We start from the raw sequence: 18,685 nt of genomic DNA, 5'->3' as shown, positions 1-18,685 counted from the left end.
GACGGGACGGATCGAAACCCCCCGAACATGTCTTTACCCGTGCGTTCCGCATGTCCATCTCATGACAGCCGTGACTGTCGGCGACCCCCCGCGCCCTGGAAATCTCGTTGCCGGCCCACCAAGGGCCCGGAGGGGGACGGGACGCATGGACAACCGGTACGAGGTCTACGCGCTGGCCGACGCGCACTTCTACGAGACGCCGGACCGGCTGGGCGCCGGCCGGGACGAGTCCGCGGGGTGGTACGCGACGGCGCGCAGGCCGGTGCCGGCGGGCTGGGAGTCGGCGCGCGTCGGCGACTGGCTGGCCCTGACCCCGCAGCCCGCCGAGGGCCCGGAGCAGGGATGGAAGATCCACTGCTCGGCGACCCGCGAGAACGCCGAGCGGATCGCCGGCATCGTCTGGGACTACTGCGTGCCGCGCCGCGTCCCGTTCAAGTTCGTGCCCGGCCCGCACCTGCTGCACCTGCGCAACACGAAGTACGCGGGCCGCGACGGCAGCGGCAAGTTCGTCACCGTCTACCCGGCGGACGAGGAGCAGCTGCACGAGGTGCTGCGCGAGCTCGGCGCCCTCCTGGAGGGCCTGGAGGGCCCGTACGTCCTGACCGACCTGCGCTGGTACGACGGCCCGCTGTACGTCCGCTACGGCGCGTTCGCCCGGCGGTTCGTGGTCGACGAGCGCGGCTCGCTCGTCCCGGCGGTGACCGACGGCTCCGGCACGCTCGTCCCGGACCGCAGGGCGCCGTCGTTCCAGGTCCCGGAGTGGGTGACGCTGCCGAAGTTCCTGGAGCCGCACCTCGCGGCCCGCAACACGACGACGGTCGGCGAACTGCCGTACCGGATCGAGAAGGCGCTGCACTTCTCCAACGGCGGCGGGGTCTACCAGGGCGTCGACACGCGGACCGGGGAGAAGGTCGTCCTCAAGGAGGGCCGGCCGCACGCCGGGCTCGCCGCCGACGGGGCCGACGCGGTCGCCCGGCTGGAGCGGGAGATGCGGGCGCTCCAGGCGGTCGCCGGGACCGGGGTCGTACCGGAGGTGCGGGACTGGTTCGAGCTGGGCGGGCACCGGTTCCTCGTCATCGACTTCCTGGAGGGCCGCCCCCTCAACTCGTTCTTCGCGGAACGGCATCCGCTGCTGGTGCCCGACCCGGACCCCGGGGAGGTCGCCGCGTACACGGAGTGGGCGGTGCGCGTCCACGGCAAGGTGGCGGCGGCGGTGGCCGCGGTCCACGCGCGCGGCATCGTCTTCAACGACCTGCACGTCTTCAACATCATGGTCGGGCCGGACGAGAAGGTGAGCCTGCTGGACTTCGAGGCGGCGGCGCCGGTCTCGGCGGGCGGCCGGCAGGTCGTCGCGCACCCCGGGTTCTTCGCGCCGCCGGACCGCCGGGGGATCGACGTCGACCTGTACGCCCTCGCCTGTCTGCGGCTCGCCCTGTTCCTGCCGGTGACGACGCTGTTCGTGGTCGACCGGGGCAAGGCGGCGCATCTCGCCCAGGTGATCGGGGAGCAGTTCCCCGGTGTGCCGCGCGAGTTCCTGGCCGAGGCGGTCGCGGAGATCACCCGCGACCCCTCGTACGGCGCGCCGGCCCCGACAGGGGACGGGACCGGCGCGCGCCGCGGACCGGCGGACACCGCCCGGCCCGCGCCGGCGGACTGGCCGCACAGCCGGGACTCCATGGTCGAGGGCATCCTCGCCTCGGCCACCCCGGACCGCGCCGAGCGGCTCTTCCCGGGGGACATCGCCCAGTTCTCGGAGGGCGGCGGCCTCGGTCTCGCGCACGGCGCGGCGGGCGTCCTGTACGCCCTGCGGGCCGCGGGCGCCGACCGCTACGAGGAGGGCGAGCGCTGGCTCCTGGACCGCACGGCCCCACCGCCCCCGGGCACCCCGCTCGGCCTGTACGACGGACTCGCGGGCGTCGCCCACGTCCTCGCGCTCCTCGGACACCACGAGCGCGCCCTCGACCTGGTCGACGGCATCCTGCGCGAACGCTGGCAGAAGCTCTCCTCCGACCTGCACGGCGGCCTCGCGGGCCTCGGTCTCGCGCTCGGCGGACTCGCCGACCTGACCGGCGAGTCCAGGCTGCACGCGCACGCCGCCGAGGCCGCCGGCCTCCTCGTCAGCAGGCTCGCCGAACCGCGCCCCGACACGCCCCGGCCGCGCGCCGGACTCATGCGGGGCGCGACCGGACCCGCCCTCTTCCTGCTGCGGCAGTTCGAACGCACCGGTGACAAGACCCTGCTGGAGGCAGCGGCGACCGCGCTGCGCCGGGACCTCGACGGGTGCGTGATCCGCGAGGGCGGGGCGCTCGAAGTCGACGAGGGCTGGCGGACGATGCCCTATCTCGGCGACGGCAGCGCCGGTCTCGGACTCGTCCTGGACGACTATCTCGGGCATACCCCCGACGACGCGTTCGAACGGGCCCGCGCGGGCATCGTCACCGCCGCCACCTGCCGCTTCTACGCCCAGCCCGGACTCCTCCAGGGCCGCGCCGGAATGATCCTCCACCTGGCGCGCACGACGGCCCCGGGCGTCCACCGGCGCCACCTCACCGCGCAGATCGACGCGCTCGACTGGCTCGCCATGCCCTACCGGGGCCGGCTCGCCTTCCCGGGCCACCAGATGATGCGCCTGTCCATGGACCTCGCCACCGGAACGGCCGGCTGTCTGCTGGCGCTCGCCTCGGCCCTCGCCGACGAGCCGGACGCCGCCCACCTGCCGTTCCTCCCGCCGCCCTCCCGGCGGCCCCAGAGCACGACTCCTCATCCGACGGAGCCGTGAACCCACCCCCGTCCCCACGGGAATCGACGGGAAACAACCCGAAAGGAGCACACCATGGCCCTGCTCGACCTGCAGACGATGGAGTCCGAGGAGTACACCGGCGGCGTGAGCACCGTCAGCCTCCTGTCCTGCATCAGCGCCGCGAGCGTCCTGCTCTGTCTCTGATCAGGGAGACGACACCGCTCAGTCGTCACCAGCGCTAAGCCCTGGGGGCCGCTCCCGTTCGGGACCGGCCCCCAGGGTCGTGCGGTACGGGAAGGAGGTCCGGATGGGAGGGGGAGCCGACGAGGAGGTCACCGCGCGGACGCGGGGACTGCTGAGGGGGGCGCTGCGGCACAGCGGGGGGCGGTGTACGGCACTGGCCCTGGTGAGCGTGGCCGCGACCGGGGCCGGGCTCGCGCTGCCGGCCCTGCTGGGGCGGGCGCTGGATCTGCTGCTGACCGGGGAGCCCGCGGGACGGTGGGTGGGGTGGTGTGTCGCGCTGACGGCCGTGACGGTGGTCCTGGACGGGTGCGCGAGCGTCCTGACGGGGACCGTGGACGGGCGTACGGCCGCGTTCCTGCGGCGGGGCGTCGTCCGGCACGTGCTCGCGCTCGGGCCCCGGGCGCCGTTCGGGGCGGGGGATCTCGTGGCGCGGATCGTGGGGAGCGGGGCGCAGGCGGGGACGTCTCCGTCGGCGCGGGCCGCGCTCGTCGCGGCGTGTGCCGGGCCAGTCGGGGGGATCGTAGCGCTGGGGGTGCTCGATCCGTGGCTGGCGGTCGTGTTCCTCGCCGGGGCGCCCGTGCTCGCGCTGGTGCTGCGGGTGCTCGCGCGGGACACCTCGGCGTGTGTCGTGCGGTACCAGGAGGTCCAGGGGCGGATCGCCGCCGCGCTCGCCGAGGCCGTGGCCGGGGCCCGGACGATCCGGGCGGCCGGGACGGCGGAGCGCGACGCGACGCGTGTCCTGCGTCCGCTGCCCGAACTGTCCGAGGCGGGGCGCCGGATGTGGCGGGTGCAGGGGCGGGCCGCCGCGCAGGCCGTCGCCGTCGCGCCGCTGCTCCAGCTCGGGGTGGTCGCGGTCGCCGGGCTGCTGCTCGCGGAGCGGCGGCTGTCGCCCGGTGACGTCCTCGCCGCGTCCCGGTACGCGGTCCTCGCAACCGGGGTGGGGGTGCTCACCGGGCAGCTCGCGGGGCTCGTGCGGGCCCGTGCCGCCGCGCGCCGGCTGGCCGAGGTCCACGTCGAGGAGGCCCCCGCGCACGGCACCCGCCAGCTGCCCGCCGGGCCCGGACGGCTGGAACTGCGCGGGGTACGGGCCGCGCGGGGCGGGCGGATCGTCCTGGACGGCGTCGACCTCGTCGTACCGGGCGGGACGACCCTCGCGGTCGTCGGCGGGAGCGGTTCGGGCAAGTCGCTCCTCGCGGCCCTCGCGGCACGCCTAACGGACCCGGCGGAGGGGGAGGTCCTGCTGGACGGCGTCCCGCTGCGGGCGTTGACCCGCGCGGAGCTGCGGGCGGCGGTCTCCTGCGCGTTCGACCGGCCCGCGGTCCTCGGGGCGACGATCCAGGACACGATCACACTGGGCCTCCCGCACCGGTCCCGGGGGCGGGCGGAGGAGGCCGCCCGCAAGGCCCACGCCCACCCCTTCGTCACCCGGCTCCCCCAGGGCTACGACACCCGCTGCGCCGACGCCCCCCACTCCGGCGGCGAGGCCCAACGCCTCGGCCTCGCCCGCGCGTTCGCCCGCCCCGCCCGCCTCCTCGTCCTCGACGACGCCCTCTCCAGCCTCGACACCGTCACGGAACACCACATCACCGACTCCCTCCTCTCCCCGGCCACCCCCACCACCCGCCTCCTCATCACCCACCGCACCACCACCGCCGCCCGCGCGGACGCCGTGGCGTGGGTGGAGAACGGACGGATTCGGGCGGTGGGGACGCATGGGGAGCTGTGGAGGTGGGCGGGGTATCGGGGGTTGTTCGGGGAGGGGGACGAAGGGGGCGGGGGCGGTGGAGAAGGCGAGGCCGATGGGAACGCGGGAGGGAGGGGCAGTGAGGTGGGGGCGCCGGGGGGCGGGGCGAAGGCCGCCGGGGGGAGTGCGGAGGGCTGGGGTGGCGTGGCCGAGGGGAGCGCGCCCAGTGGTGAGGGGGCGAGGAGGCACGCCGGTTCGGGCGGAGGGGCTGCCGACGGGGTGGGGGGCGATGCGAGAACTCGGGGCGACCGGGGGGCGGGTGCGGGGGGTGGCTTCTCGGGCGATGCGCGCACGCATGCGGAGGCCGGCGACGGGGTCCGCGCCGAAGCGGTACGCACCGGGAGGAACGCGCGAGGTCGTGGCGGACCGGGTGTGGTGGACGGCAGGGCCGGGCCGGCGGGAACGGTGGCCCGGGGGCCGGGGGTCGAGGGGGTCCGGCCGGGGCGCGGCGATGCGGGCGGTCAGGAGCGGACGGCATCCGTCGAGTCGGGCGGGGACAGGAAGGGGCGCGGGTGAGCGGCGAGGGGACGGACGCGGAGCGTGAGGTCGATACGGGCGGCGCACTCGGCCGCCCGGCACACGGGCCCGGCACGAGCGCCGGCGAAGGTCCCCCAGCCACCCACCCACAGGCGGAACCCTGCTCCCCGCCCCCCACTCCCTCCGGCCCGAGCAACGGCCCAGGTGTCTCGCGGTCCGCCCACCCACCGGCGGAACCCGGCCTCCCGCCCGTCGCTCCCCGGCACCCCCTCCCCTCTCCCCCGCCCACCCCCAACCTCCTCCCCCGCGGCCTCCGTTACCTCCTCTCCCACCGAGCCGTCCTCCTCCGACTCACCCTCTGGTCCCTCCTCGAAGCGGGCCAGACCTTTCTGCTGGGGTACGCGCTCGCGCGGGCGTTGGACGAGGGGTTTCTCGCGGGGCGGGTCGGGGTGGGGATGGGGTGGCTGGGGCTGGCCGGGGCCGGGGTGGTGGTCGGGGCGTTCGGGACGGGGCGGGTGTACGGCGGGGTCGCCGATCTGGTGGAGCCGTTGCGGGACCGGCTGGTCAGGGGGGTCGTCACGCGGGGGGTGCGGGACGCCGAGCAGGGCGCCCTGTCCGGGCTGACGCAGCAGGTCGAGATCGCCAGGGACACGTCCGCCGGCCTCGTCCTCGTCTCCCGCTCCTTCGTGTTCACCTCGGCCGGCGCCCTCGTCGGCCTCTTCTCGCTCGCCCCGGTCCTCCTGGCCGTCGTCGTACCGCCCCTCGCGGCGGGCGTCACCCTCTTCGCCCTCACCCTCCGCCCTCTGGCCCGCCGTCAGGAGGCGTACCTCACGGCGGACGAGGCGCTCGCCGCCCACCTCGGGACCGTCTGTCCGGGCCTCCGGGACGTCACGGCGGCCGGCGCGGAGGAGGAGACCGGCGCGGAGACCGGCCGGCTGATCGACGCGGAGTTCCGGGCGGCCCGCGCGCTGGCCCGCTGGAGCGTCACCCGGGTCCTGGCCCTGGCGATCGGCGGCCAGCTCCCCGTCGTCCTCCTCCTGGCCACCGCCCCCTGGCTCCTGGCCCACGACGTCACCCCCGGCGCCCTCGTCGGCGCCTTCGCCTACGTCACGCAGTCCCTCCTCCCCGCCCTCAACGCCCTCGTCCACGGCCTCGGCACGAGCGGCTCCCGCCTGACGGTCGTCCTGCGCCGCCTGATGACGGGCACGGACCCGGAGGCCGAGGCAGCGCGCACGCCCTCCCCCGAAGCACCCGCCCCGGCCCGCCCCGCCCTCACCCTCACCGACCTCACCTTCGCCTACGGCCCCGCCTCCACCCCCGTCCTCGACCGCCTCACCCTCACCCTCCCCCCGGGCGCCCACCTCACCGTCGTAGGCCCCAGCGGCATCGGGAAGTCGACCCTCGCCGCCCTGGTCGCGGACCTGCTCACGCCCGTCGGGGGCGAGGTGCGGATCGGGGGGCGGGCGGCGCCCGAGGCGCGGAGCGAGCGGGTGCTGATCCCGCAGGAGGCGTACGTGTTCACGGGGACGCTCGCCGAGAACCTCGGGCATCTGCGCGAGGAGCCCGTGCCGGAGGCGGAGCTGTGGGCCGGCGCCGAGGCGGTCGGCGCGGCGGGGCTGGTGGCGCGGCTGGGCGGCATGCACGCGCGCGTGGAGCCCGCGAAGCTCTCCGCGGGTGAGCGCCAGCTGATCGCGCTCACCCGCGCCTACCTCTCCCCCGCCCCCCTGGCGCTCCTGGACGAGGCGACCTCGCATCTGGACCCGGCGGCCGAGGAACGGGCGGAGCGGGCGTTCGCGGCGCGGCCGGGCGGCACGCTGGTCGTCGTCGCCCACCGCATCGCCTCGGCCCGCCGCGCCGACCGCGTCCTGGTCATGGACGGCGCGCACACCTCGTACGGCACGCACGCGCAGTTGCTGGAGAGTTCGACTCTCTACCGGGACCTGGTGGGCCGCTGGTCGGCGCCGTAGTCCGGCCTCGGCGCCGCTCCCGGGTCTACAGCCACCCCTGCCCCTGCGATATCCGTATCGCGTCGATCCTGTTGCGCGCCCCGGTCTTGCGGGTGATCGCCGCCATGTAGTTGCGGACGGTTCCATGGGACAGGTGCAGTCGCCCCGCTATCTCCGCCATGGAGACGCCCTCGGCCGCGAGCGTGAGCACGCTCAGTTCGCGCCGGGTCAGCGGCATCTGGGCGGCCTTGAGGAATCCGAACCCGAGGGAGTCGTTGATGAAACGTTCCCCCTGGGCGACGGTCCGGATTCCGTCGAGTAACTGCTCGGGCGGTCCCGCCTTGTCGACGTAGCCGATCGCCCCCGCTTCGAGGGCCCGTTTCAGCAGGCCCGGCCGGTTCGCGCGGGCCAGCACCAGCAGGCGGGGGGCGGCCCGGTCGCCGCCCGGGGCGCACAGCTCGCCCAGCGGGGGGATGCCGTAGCTGTCCGTGCAGTCGAGATCCGCCACGCAGACGACGGGCCGTACGCTCCGCATCCGCGTGTACGCGCCGTGCCACGGCGTGTCGTGGACGCGCAGGTCGTTCTCCCGCGCGAGCCATCTCGCCAGCACCGTCCGCACCAGTCCCTCGTCGTGCACCAGAAGTACCCGGATCACTTACGTCCTTTCGGCTCGCCCGCCCGTCGGCTCGTCCTATGAGATGCCTGCCCCATTCTTGGCGCCGTGGTCGTTTTCCGAACGCGAAGAACCGGCCACGGCGATGCGCGGGGGCGCACGTGCGGCGCCCGGACCCCGCGCCGTGCTCCGATTCGGCCGTCTATGAACCCTTCGATCGGGTACGGGCGTCCGCTCGCCGTGCGCGCGGCGCCGGTTCGGGGGAGATTTGTTCCCGACCGCAGGGCCGGGCGAGGAGGTGGTCGCGGTGTACGGGACGCCGGCCGCGGGGCCGCCGCTGTCACAGGGGCTGACCTCGATGATGGACGCCGTGGGCGCCCACTCGGGAGCCGTGTATCTGCTCTCGGAGGAGGAGCCCGTCCTGGAGATGGCGGTCATGGCCGGGCTGCCGCGCGCCTTCGCGGCGCCCTGGGAGCGGGTCGGGCTGAGCGCGCCGCTGCCGGTCGCGGAGGCGGTGCGGGACCGGCGGCTGGTGTGGGTCGGGGGCGAGGAGGAGATGGCCCGCCGCTTCCCGCGGATCGCGGTCGTCCTGCCGTACCCGTTCGCCCTGGCCGCGCTGCCGGTCGCGACGCCGTCGACGGTGTACGGCGCGGTCTTCGTGACCTGGCCGGGCGGGCACCCCGCCGAGCTGTCCGAGGAGGAGCGGCGGCAGCTCACCGGGGGCTGCCGGCGGCTCGCGACGCGGCTGGAGCGGGCGGACACGGTGAACGCGACGGGCACCGAGCGGGACGTCCTCGGGGTGCGGACGGGCACCGCCCCGGAGGCGGCGCGGCTGGTGGCGCGGCTGCCGTACGGGCTGTGCTCGCTGGATCTGCACGGCCGGGTCGACTTCGCGAACACCGCCGCCGCGCGGCTGCTCGGGGTGCCGGTGGCCCGGCTGACGGGGACCCGGCTGTGGGCGTCGGTGCCGTGGCTGGACGACCCCGGGTACGAGGAGCGGTACCGGGCCGCGCTGATCGGCCAGATCCCGACGTCGTTCGTGGCGCTCAAGCCGCCCTCGGAGTGGCTGTCGTTCCGGCTGTACCCGGGGACGGACGGGCTGAGCGTGCGGATCGGGCGGGCGCGGGCGGTGGCCGAGTCGCCGCCGGACCGGGACACCTCGGACCGGCCGCAGCTGGTCACGCTGTCGCAGGCGCTGAGCCTGTCGGGGGCGCTGACCGAGACGGTGAGCGTCGAGGACGTCGTCCGGCTGGTCGCGCGGGAGATCGCGCCGGCCGTGGGGAGCCAGGCGCTGGCGCTGCTGGGGTCGCAGGCGGGGCGGCTGCACGTGCTGGGGCAGTACGGGTATCCGGACCCGGTGACGGTGGACCGCTGGGACGGCGTCCCGCTGACCGACCGGACGCCGGGCACGCACGCCCTGGCGACCGGGCTGCCCGCGTTCTTCGATTCCCGGCGCCGGCTCGAACACCTCTATCCGGAGCGCGACTCCACCCCGGACGGCTTCGCGGCCTGGGCGTATCTCCCGCTGATCGCCTCGGGCCGCCCGGTCGGCGCCTGTGTCCTCGCGTACGCGGAGCCGCACGAGTTCTCCACCCACGAGCGCGCCGTCCTCACGAGCCTCGCGGGCCTGATCGCGCAGGCCCTGGACCGGGCGCTGCTGTACGACGCGAAGAACCGGCTCGCGCACGGCCTCCAGGCCGCCCTCCTGCCGCACTCGCTGCCGGAGCTGCCCGGTCTGCGGGCGACCGCCCGCTATCTGCCGGCGACGCGGGGCATGGAGATCGGCGGCGACTTCTACGACCTGGTGCCGTCGAAGCCGCGCGCGGCGGCGGTGATCGGCGATGTGCAGGGGCACAACGTGACGGCGGCGGGGCTGATGGGGCAGCTCAGGACGGCGGTGCGGGCGTACACGGCGGTCGGGCAGGAACCGGGCGAGGTGATGCGGGGGACGAACCGGCTGCTGCTGGAGCTGGGGTCGGAGCTGTTCGCGAGCTGTCTGTATCTGCGGCTCGATCCGGCGCGGGGGCGGGCCGTGATGGCGCGGGCGGGGCATCCGCCGCCGTTGCTGCGCCGGCCGGACGGGCGGGTGCGGGTGCTGGATCTCGCCGGGGGGCCGCTGCTGGGGATCGACGCGGGGGCGTCGTATCCGACGACGGAGGTGGTGCTCGCGCCGGGTTCGGTGCTGGCGCTGTACACGGACGGGCTGGTGGAGACGCCCGGGGTGGACATCGAGGAGGGGGTGGCGGCGGTCGCGGGGCGGCTCGCGGAGCATGGCGGGCGGGGGCTGGAGGAGGTGGCGGACACGCTGGTGGGGAGGTATGCGGCGGCGGAGGACCGGTTGGACGACGTGGCGTTGCTGTTGCTGCGGGTGGACGAGGTGTAGGGGCGGGGACGGGAGGGGGCGGGGACGGGGGAAGTCCGGCCCTCCAGGGGGGAGAGGGCCGGACTTCGGGTCATGCGGTCGAGCGGTGGTGGAGCGGCCGGTGGGTCAGTTGTTGTTCTGGCCGCTGTTCTGGTTCTGCTTCTGGCCGCTGCCCTGGTTCTGGTTGTTCTGGTTGTTGTTCTGGTTGTCGCTCACGCCGTCGCCGCCTTCGAGGCCGCTGTTGTCGGCGGCGCCGTTCCCGGCTTCCTGGCCGTTGCCGTTGCCGGCCTGGTCGCCCACGCCGTTCTGGTTGTCCGCGGCGCCGTTGTCACCGACGCCGTTGCCCGCGTCCTGACCGTTGCCCGCGTCCTGGCCGTTGCCGGCCTCCTGACCGGCGCCGTTCCCGGCCTGGTCGTCCGCGCCGTTGCCCGCGCCCTGGCCCGCGCCGTTGCCCGCGCCCGCCTGGCCGTTGCCGAGGGTGGCGCCGGTCGCCTGGAGGGCGGTCGTCACGGGCTGGAAGAAGGTCTCGCCGCCGACGGTGCAGTCGCCGCTGCCGCCGGAGGTGAGGCCGATCGCGCTGCCGTCCTGCGTGAAGAGGGAGCCGCCGCTGTCGCCGGGCTCGGCGCAGACACTGGTCTGGATGAGGCCGGTGACGGTGCCCTCGGGGTAGTTGACGGTGGCGTCGAGGCCGACGACCTGTCCGTCGTTGAGGCCGGTCGTCGAGCCCATCCGGAACACCTGGGTGCCCACGGTCGCGTCGGCGGCCTGGAGGATCTGGACGTTCTGGCCGCCGCCGATGTTGACGTCGCTCGGCGCCTGCGTGGTGGCGTCGTCGTACTTGACGAGCGCGAAGTCGCCCGCGCCGGGGAAGACGGCCTGGTCGACGGTGGCGATCGGCTGGCCGTTCGCGGAGTCGGACCACTGCTCCTCGGCGACACCGCAGTGCCCGGCCGTGAGGAAGGCGGGCGAGCCGTCGCTCGCGGTGACGTTGAAGCCGGCCGAACAGCGGGCGCCGCCACCGAAGATGGCGTCACCGCCGGAGAGGAAGGTCTTGAAGGTGCCGGCCGACTTCTTCACGGTCGCGACGTTCGAGCCGAGCGCGTTCACGGTCGATTCGAGCTTGTCCCACTTGGCGCCGGTGACCGTGGAGTCGGCGGTGACGAGAACCTTGTTCGTTCTGGGGTCGACGGCCCACGACGTGCCGGTGATGGTGGCCTGCGCCTTGAGGGTCTGCGCGGCGGACTCCAGCTTGGCCGCGCTGTTGGCGACCTCGCGGACCTTCGCGCCGGCCTTCTGCGCCTGGATGACGACGTTGTTCTTGTCGCCGGAGACGTTCACGACGTTGACGACCAGCTGGCGGGCGTCGGAGTCGTAGTACGAGCCGGCGAACGCGTCGCCGAGCAGGTTCGACAGCTGAGCGGCGAGGTCCGAGACGTCACCGGAGGACTTCAGCGTCTTCGGGGTGATGGAGGAGGCGTTCGTGTCACCGTCCTGCGAAGCGTTCGCGTTGGGCAGCAGGAGCGCCGCCGCTCCGAGCGCGGCCACACCACCCACGGCTATCGCTGCCTTGCGCTTAGGGATTCGCTTGTGACTCAAGTTCTTCGACCTCCTGAGGGGACGGGGTCTGTGCTGCCTCGTCGGCAGCTCCGTACAGCGGCGCCTGGTTGGCCATGAGTACGCGGGTCCCCGAGGGGGTGTTCAAACCTGTTTCCGGTTTCTTTACGGGCGGCCGGGGAGCAGCGGGTAATCGGCCAACCCCCCATATGCCGCTGACCGGCACGGAAACCGACAGGACCTGTCCGGGCAACTCGCCCACCGGAAGAGGAAGGACGCCCTCCTGTACGTCCGCGCCACGCACGGCGGTTGGCTCAAAATCGCCCACCCTGGCGGGAATCCCGTTCACGCGACCCGTGAGTGATCGTCCGGTGGCTTTCCGTCGACAATCGATGCCCGAATCCCCGCTCCCAGGAATCTGCACATCGATTGCCCATCCGGGTCACCTCGGTCGCGCCTCCTGCACAACTCGGCAAGGGCGCCGCAACGTTTGGCGGAGGAGTGCCGGATTCGCCTCGACAGCGCACCTCGCTCATCCGAGCGATCAAGTGGCTTCGTGTGAAGAACTCGGCGGCGCGCTGTGGAAGCCCCTGCACGGTTCCCCACGCATCGGCCGTCAACTGCCCTCGGGTGACAGGTGATTGATTGGAAGCCGGAGTGCCGGACTGCTTTGATCCAGTCGTCCCCCCGAGGGGACCTGCTCCCCCGGCCCACGGGGGTCACCCCCTCAAGCACCTCCATCAGGAAGGGAAGTTCCACCATGGACTCCATCCAGACCGCCCAGATCTCCGACGCCGACCTCGACAACGTCTCCGGCGGCCTGACCCTCAACGCCCTGGGCACCGTCACCGACCTGGTCGACGGCGTCGTCCCGGTCTCCGGCGTCCTCAACACCGCGCTCGGCACGGTCGAGGGTGTCACCGGTCTGAGCGTGGCCCCGGTCACGAACCTGGTCGCCGGTCTCTGATCGTCGCCCCAGCGCAGCTGAGCTCCGGAGCCGTGACCCGGCTCCGGGGCTTTTCGCCGTCCTCCGACAGCCACGTCCTCCGACAGCCACTGAAGGTCGTATGCAGTTCCGCAGGCAGGCCCTGAGCAAGCTCCAGTCGCCGGAGGATCTCGACCTTCCGGTGCGTTTCGCGCGTCCGCAGGGCTGGCTGGTGCTGGCGGTGACGGTCGTCGCGATCGCCGCCGGGTCCGTGTGGGCGGTCACCGGTTCCGTCGCCTCCACGGTCAGCGCGCCGGCCGTCCTCACCCACGGCGAGGGCAGCTACATCCTCCAGAGCCCGGCGGCCGGACAGGTCACCGCCGTCCTCGCGCGGGAGGGTCAACGGCTCCCCGCGGACGCCCCGTTGCTGAAGGTGCGCACCGCCCAGGGCGAGGCCGTGGTCCGTACGGTCGCCGCCGGCCGGGTCACCGCGCTCGCCGCGACGATCGGCCAGATCATCGCGACCGGCGCGAACGTCGCGGCCGTCGAGAAGGTCACCGACGCGGACGAACCGCTCTACGCGACCGTCTACGTCCCCGCCGAGAACGCGGCCACGATCCCCGCGAACGCCGCCGTCGACCTCACCGTCCAGACGGTCCCCACCCAGCGGTACGGCGTGCTGCGCGGCCATGTGAAGTCCGTGGACCGCGCGGCCCAGTCGGCGCAGCAGATCGCCGCGTTCCTCGGCGACACGCAGCTCGGCGAGCAGTTCACGAGCGAGGGGCGGCCGGTGGCGGTGCTGGTGCGGCTCGACACGTCGTCGACGACGAAGAGCGGTTACCGCTGGTCGTCCGCCGAGGGGCCGCCGTACGGGCTCGACTCGATGACGCTGGCCAGTGGTTCGATCAAGCTGGCCGATCAGCGGCCCGTCGACTGGCTGCTGCCGTGAGCGCCGTGAAGACGGTCCGTACGCCGACCGTGCTCCAGATGGAGGCCGTCGAGTGCGGAGCCGCCTCCTTGTCGATGGTCCTCGCGCACCACGGCCGGCACGTCCCGCTGGAGGAGCTGCGCATCGCGTGCGGTGTCTCGCGGGACGGCTCACGGGCGAGCAACCTCCTGAAGGCGGCCCGCAGTTACGGGTTCACCGCCAAGGGCATGCAGATGGACCTGGCGGCCCTCGAAGGGGTGCAGACCCCGGCGATCCTGTTCTGGGAGTTCAACCACTACGTCGTCTACGACGGCATGGGCCGGCGCTTCGGCCGACGCGGCGTCTTCGTCAACGACCCCGCCAAGGGGCGGCGGTTCGTGCCGATGGAGGACTTCGACGGCAGCTTCACCGGTGTCGTCCTGGTCCTGGAGCCGGGCGAGGACTTCGCGAAGGGCGGGCGCAGGGCGGGCGTGCTCGGCGCGATGCCGGCCCGGCTGCGCGGTACGGCGGGGACGCTCCCGGCGGCCGTCCTCGCGAGCCTCCTCCTGGTCCTGGTCGGCGCGGCGGTCCCGGCGCTGAGCCGCCAGTACATCGACATGTTCCTCATCGGCGGCCAGACCTCCCTGCTGGGCGTCCTGTTCACGTCGATGGCGGCCTGCGTGCTGCTGACGGTCGCGCTGACCTGGCTCCAGCAGGCCAACCTCCACCACGGCAGGATCATCTCCTCGACCCTCTCCAGCGCCCGCTTCCTGCGCCACCTCCTGCGGCTGCCGGTGACGTTCTTCTCCCAGCGCAGCCCCGCCGACCTGGTGCAGCGGCTCCAGTCGAACGACGCGGTCGCCGAGACCCTGGCCCGCGACCTGGCCTCGGCGGGCGTGGACGCGGTGGTCGTCGTCCTGTACGCCGTCCTCCTCTACACGTACGACCCCCAACTCACCTTCGTGGGCGTGGGCGTGGCGCTCCTCAACATCGTCGCCATGCGGGTCGTGATCCGGCTGCGGGCGACCCGGACGGCCAAACTCCGCGCGGACAACGCCCGGTTGACCAACACCGCATACACCGGGCTCCAGTTGATCGAGACGATGAAGGCGACCGGCGGTGAGGACGGCTACTTCCGCAAGTGGGCCGGCCAGCACGCGACGACGCTGGAGGAGCAGCAGCGGCTCGGGGTGCCGAGCGCCTGGCTGGGCGTGGTCGCGCCGACGCTCGCGACCCTCAACAGCGCGCTCATCCTGTGGATCGGCGGCATGCGCGCGATCGAGGGACACATCTCGGTGGGCCTGCTGGTCGCCTTCCAGGCCCTGGTCGCCCGCTTCACGGCCCCGCTGACCCGCCTGAACGGCGTCGCGGGCCGCATCCAGGACTTCGCGGCCGACGTCGCCCGGCTGAAGGACGTGGAGAACTTCCGCACCGACCCGCTGTACGACCGTCCCGGCGGCGCCGACTCGACCCGCCGGCTGCGCGGCCATGTCGAGCTCCAGGACATCACCTTCGGCTACAGCCCCCTCGACAAACCCCTGCTGTCCGGTTTCGACCTCACCGTCGGCCCCGGTCAGCAGGTCGCCCTGGTCGGCGGCTCCGGCAGCGGCAAGTCCACGGTCTCCCGCCTCCTGTCGGGCCTCTACGCCCCCTGGGAGGGCGTGATCCGCATCGACGGACAGCGCCTGGACGACATCCCGCGCGGCGCGCTCGCCGCGTCGGTGTCCTTCGTCGACCAGGAGGTGTTCCTCTTCGAGGGGTCGATCCGCGACAACGTGGCGCTGTGGGACCCGTCGATCACGGACGACGCCGTGACGGAGGCGCTGCGGGACGCGGCCCTGTACGACGTGGTGATGCGGCGGCCGGGCGGCATCCAGAGCAAGGTCGAGCAGGACGGCCGGAACTTCTCCGGCGGCCAGCGCCAACGCCTGGAGATCGCGCGGGCGTTGGTGCGCCGGCCGAGCGTCCTGATCCTCGACGAGGTGACCAGCGCGCTCGACGCGGAGACCGAGCTGACCGTGATGGACAACCTGCGGCGGCGCGGCTGCGCCTGTGTGGTGATCGCGCACCGGCTCAGCACGGTCCGCGACAGCGACGAGATCGTCGTCCTCCAGCACGGCACGATCGTGGAGCGCGGACGGCACGAGGAGCTGGTGGCGCGCGGTGGCGCGTACGCGGCGCTGGTGAGGGAGCGGTGACGGCGGTGGAGGAGGGCGATCTGGTCCTGGGGGCGCTCGGGCAGCTGGGCACCCGGCTGGACTGCGCGGGGTCGGCGCGGCTGGACCTGGAGGGGCCGCAGGTGCTGTGGCTCGTCGCGTCGGGGGCGCTCGACCTGTTCGCGGTGGACGCCGGCCAGGAGGGCCACTGGCACCACCTCGGCCGTCTGGAGACCGGATCGCTGCTGCTGGGTCCGGTGGCGGGGGCGCAGCACACGCTGGTGGCGCGGCCGGTGCGGGACTGCGTGGTGCACCGGATCGGGCTGCGGGAGCTGTACCAGCCGGTTCAGTCGCCGCCGGAGATGTGGTCATATGACGAATACGGCAACCCTGTCCTGTCCACGAGTCCTTTGGAGTACGCCCTCTCCCTGGGCGTCGGCCGCAGCCTCTCCATCCTCTTCCAGGCCCCCATGGGCGCGGCGGAGGTCCTGGACGAGGACGTCTTCTGGATGCGGGTCCCGCCCGGCACCATCCAGTACGGCGCCCTGTACGGCCAGGAGGCCGCCGCCGACCTGCTGATGGACCCGGCCGTCTGGCAGAGCATGGTCGACCAGCAGTACCGCCTGCTCACCAGCCTCGACCGCTGGATCGAGCAGCTCGAACGCACCCACGAGACCCGGGCCGCCGCCGGGATCAAGGCCGGTGAGGCGGTCCGCGTCCAGGCCGACCGGACCCTGCTGGCCGCCATCGGGAAACCCTCGGCCCGCCGGACTACGTCCGCCGACGCGGACGCCACGTTCGCCGCGTGCAAGCTCGTCGCCCAGGCCGCCGGGATCACGCTGACCGAGCCCGCCCGGATGGGTGCCGTGGGCGGCCGGCTCGACCCGGTCGAACAGGTCGCGCTCGCCTCCCGCGTCCGGGTGCGGGCCGTACGGCTCGACGGGCGCTGGTGGCGGGACGACGTCGGCCCGCTCGTCGGCCACCGGGCCCTGTCGGGGGCGCCGGTCGCGCTGCTGTGGCGGCGGGGCGGGTACGTCGCCGTCCATCCCGGGACCGGGCGGGAGACGCCGGTCGAGAAGGCGAACGCGAGCGAGTTCGAGCCGCGCGCGGTGATGTTCTACCGGCCGCTCCCGGACCGGCCGATGGGCCCGCTCGGTCTCCTGCGGTTCAGCATGCGCGGCACGCGGGGCGACCTCGGGACGCTGGTGCTGAGCGGGCTGGTGACCGTGGCGATCGGGGCGCTGGTGCCGATCGCGACCGGGAAGGTGCTCGGGGAGTTCGTGCCGCGCGCACAGGAGGGGCTGATCGTTCAGGTGTGTCTGGCGGTCATGCTCAGCAGTGTCGTCGCCGCCGCGTTCATCCTGCTCCAGAACCTGACGATCCTGCGGCTGGAGGGGCGGATCGAGTCGACGCTCCAACCCGCCGTGTGGGACCGGCTGCTGCGGCTGCCGACGACGTTCTTCGCGGCCCGCTCCACCGGTGAGCTGGCCAGCGCGGCGATGGGGATCAGCGCGATCCGGCGGCTGATGGCGGGCATCGGCCCCTCGGTCGCGCAGTCCCTGACGGTCGGCGCGATGAACCTGGGGCTGCTCCTTTGGTACAGCGTGCCGATGGCGATGGCCGCGATCGGGATGCTCGTCGTCATCGGCGCGGTGTTCCTCGGGCTCGGGCTGTGGCAGGTGCGGTGGCAGCGGCGGCTCGTCGTCCTCTCCAACAAGCTGAACAACCAGGCGTTCCAGACGCTGCGGGGGCTGCCGAAGCTGCGGGTGGCCGCCGCCGAGAACTACGCGTACGCCGCCTGGGCGTCCGAGTTCGCGCGCAGCCGGGAGCTCCAGCACCGGCTCGGGCGGATCAAGAACCTCAACGCCGTGCTGAGTTCGGTGTATCTGCCGCTGTGCTCGCTGCTGATGTTCATGCTGCTGGCCGGTCCGGCGCGCGGCACCATGTCGGCGTCCGCGTTCCTCACGTTCAACACGTCGGTGACGATGCTGCTGACCTCGGTGACGTCGCTGACCGGGGCGTTCGTGTCGGCGGTGGCCGCGCTGCCGCTGTTCGAGGAGATCCGGCCGGTGCTGGAGGCGACGCCCGAGGTGCGGGGGGCGGCGACGCGGCCCGGTCCGCTCAGCGGGGCGATCGAGGCGCGCCGGCTGTCGTTCCGGTACGCCGACGACGGGCCGCTCGTCCTCGACGACGTGTCCTTCGAGGTGCGGCCCGGTGAGTTCGTCGCGGTCGTGGGGCCGAGCGGCTGCGGGAAGTCCACTCTGCTGCGGCTGCTGATCGGCTTCGACCGGCCCGTGTCGGGGAGTGTCCTCTACGACGGGCAGGACCTCTCGGCGCTGGACCAGTCGGCCGTCCGGCGGCAGTGCGGGGTGGTCCTCCAGCACGCCCAGCCGTTCAACGGGTCCCTCCTCGACGTCATCTGCGGCACCGAGTCCTACACGCCGGAGGAGGCGATGGCCGCCGCCGAACTCGCCGGGCTCGCGGAGGACATCAAGCGGATGCCGATGGGGCTGCACACCATCGTCTCCGGCGCCGGCGCGATCTCCGGGGGCCAGCGTCAACGCCTCATGATCGCCCAGGCCCTGATCCGCCGGCCCCGCATCCTCTTCTTCGACGAGGCCACCAGCGCCCTCGACAACGAGACGCAGCGCATCGTCATCGAGTCCACCCGCAAACTCAACGCGACCCGCGTCGTCATCGCCCACCGCCTCTCGACCGTCATGGACGCGGACCGGGTCGTGGTCATGGAGAACGGCAAGATCGCCCAGCAGGGGGCACCGGCGGAGCTGCTGGCGGATGTCGGGGGGCGGCTGCACGAGCTGGTGCGACGGCAGATGGCGTAGGGGGCAGTCGGCGTAGGGGAGGTGGTCGGCACAGCGGACGCGATTGCCGTGGTGGACGCCGGCTCGCGCCCCCGCCCCTGTCCCGGCCGCGCCGTCTCCCCTCACCCAACCCCTTCGCCTGTCCACGCCCGTCCACCCGAAACCCGCCATGGCCTGAATGGGTGTTGGACCCCAT

General features: G+C 73.6%; 9 protein-coding genes and 2 pseudogenes. 9 read left to right on the top strand and 2 right to left on the bottom strand.

The window, feature by feature from the left end:
- Positions 1–145: 145 nt before the first annotated feature.
- The 4 genes and pseudogenes from lanKC to ABZX85_RS22670 form a co-directional block, all read left to right on the top strand.
- Positions 146–2,779, top strand: coding sequence for a class III lanthionine synthetase LanKC (gene lanKC, locus ABZX85_RS22685; protein ID WP_355871369.1), 2,634 nt, complete (start codon positions 146–148; stop codon positions 2,777–2,779).
- A 54-nt stretch (positions 2,780–2,833) separates the two neighbouring features.
- Entirely contained in the window at positions 2,834–2,944 is a 111-nt protein-coding gene (locus tag ABZX85_RS22680; RefSeq protein WP_355871366.1) for a SapB/AmfS family lanthipeptide, read from the top strand.
- Between the two features lie 103 nt (positions 2,945–3,047).
- Positions 3,048–4,751 (top strand): annotated as a pseudogene (locus ABZX85_RS22675) (ABC transporter ATP-binding protein); the annotation flags it as partial.
- An 842-nt stretch (positions 4,752–5,593) separates the two neighbouring features.
- Positions 5,594–7,313: pseudogene (locus ABZX85_RS22670) on the top strand (ABC transporter ATP-binding protein); the annotation flags it as partial.
- On the opposite strand, the gene ABZX85_RS22665 reads toward ABZX85_RS22670, so the two are convergent.
- Positions 7,197–7,805: a response regulator transcription factor gene (locus tag ABZX85_RS22665; protein ID WP_355871364.1), complete on the bottom strand. Its 609-nt coding sequence runs from the start codon at positions 7,803–7,805 to the stop codon at positions 7,197–7,199. The pseudogene ABZX85_RS22670 and the gene ABZX85_RS22665 overlap by 117 nt on opposite strands.
- Before the next feature lie 256 nt (positions 7,806–8,061).
- On the opposite strand from ABZX85_RS22665, the gene ABZX85_RS22660 reads away from it, so the two are divergent.
- Complete coding sequence (locus tag ABZX85_RS22660) at positions 8,062–10,146, top strand: SpoIIE family protein phosphatase (RefSeq protein WP_355871461.1); 2,085 nt, start codon at positions 8,062–8,064, stop codon at positions 10,144–10,146.
- Between the two features lie 105 nt (positions 10,147–10,251).
- Here ABZX85_RS22660 and ABZX85_RS22655 read toward each other — a convergent pair whose 3' ends face one another.
- Positions 10,252–11,721, bottom strand: coding sequence for a S1 family peptidase (locus ABZX85_RS22655; RefSeq protein WP_355871362.1), 1,470 nt, complete (start codon positions 11,719–11,721; stop codon positions 10,252–10,254).
- Positions 11,722–12,439: 718 nt separating this feature from the next.
- Between ABZX85_RS22655 and ABZX85_RS22650 the strand changes: the two genes are divergently transcribed.
- The 4 genes from ABZX85_RS22650 to ABZX85_RS22635 all read left to right on the top strand — a co-directional run bounded on the left by ABZX85_RS22650 (position 12,440) and on the right by ABZX85_RS22635 (position 18,510).
- The gene (locus ABZX85_RS22650; protein ID WP_355871359.1) at positions 12,440–12,646 is read left to right on the top strand and encodes a type A2 lantipeptide; all 207 of its coding nucleotides are present in this window, start codon (positions 12,440–12,442) and stop codon (positions 12,644–12,646) included.
- A 100-nt stretch (positions 12,647–12,746) separates the two neighbouring features.
- Positions 12,747–13,553, top strand: coding sequence for an HlyD family efflux transporter periplasmic adaptor subunit (locus ABZX85_RS22645; protein WP_355871357.1), 807 nt, complete (start codon positions 12,747–12,749; stop codon positions 13,551–13,553).
- Positions 13,554–13,558: 5 nt separating this feature from the next.
- Positions 13,559–15,709, top strand: coding sequence for an NHLP family bacteriocin export ABC transporter peptidase/permease/ATPase subunit (locus tag ABZX85_RS22640; protein ID WP_355871459.1), 2,151 nt, complete (start codon positions 13,559–13,561; stop codon positions 15,707–15,709).
- Positions 15,706–18,510, top strand: coding sequence for an NHLP bacteriocin export ABC transporter permease/ATPase subunit (locus tag ABZX85_RS22635; RefSeq protein WP_355871355.1), 2,805 nt, complete (start codon positions 15,706–15,708; stop codon positions 18,508–18,510). The genes ABZX85_RS22640 and ABZX85_RS22635 overlap by 4 nt, the downstream gene beginning before the upstream one ends.
- Positions 18,511–18,685 lie beyond the last annotated feature (175 nt).

This window comes from Streptomyces sp. NPDC004539, assembly GCF_040610055.1.
Lineage (GTDB): Bacteria > Actinomycetota > Actinomycetes > Streptomycetales > Streptomycetaceae > Streptomyces.
The sequence above is the reverse complement of the archived record's forward strand: the minus strand, read 5'-3'. Positions and strand labels throughout refer to the sequence as shown.

What these genes read in the sequence shown, in the direction of transcription:
- lanKC (WP_355871369.1), top strand. Translation starts at nt 146, where the DNA reads ATGGACAACCGGTACGAGGTCTACGCGCTGGCCGACGCGCACTTCTAC.
- ABZX85_RS22680 (WP_355871366.1), top strand. Translation starts at nt 2,834, where the DNA reads ATGGCCCTGCTCGACCTGCAGACGATGGAGTCCGAGGAGTACACCGGC.
- ABZX85_RS22650 (WP_355871359.1), top strand. Translation starts at nt 12,440, where the DNA reads ATGGACTCCATCCAGACCGCCCAGATCTCCGACGCCGACCTCGACAAC.
- ABZX85_RS22645 (WP_355871357.1), top strand. Translation starts at nt 12,747, where the DNA reads ATGCAGTTCCGCAGGCAGGCCCTGAGCAAGCTCCAGTCGCCGGAGGAT.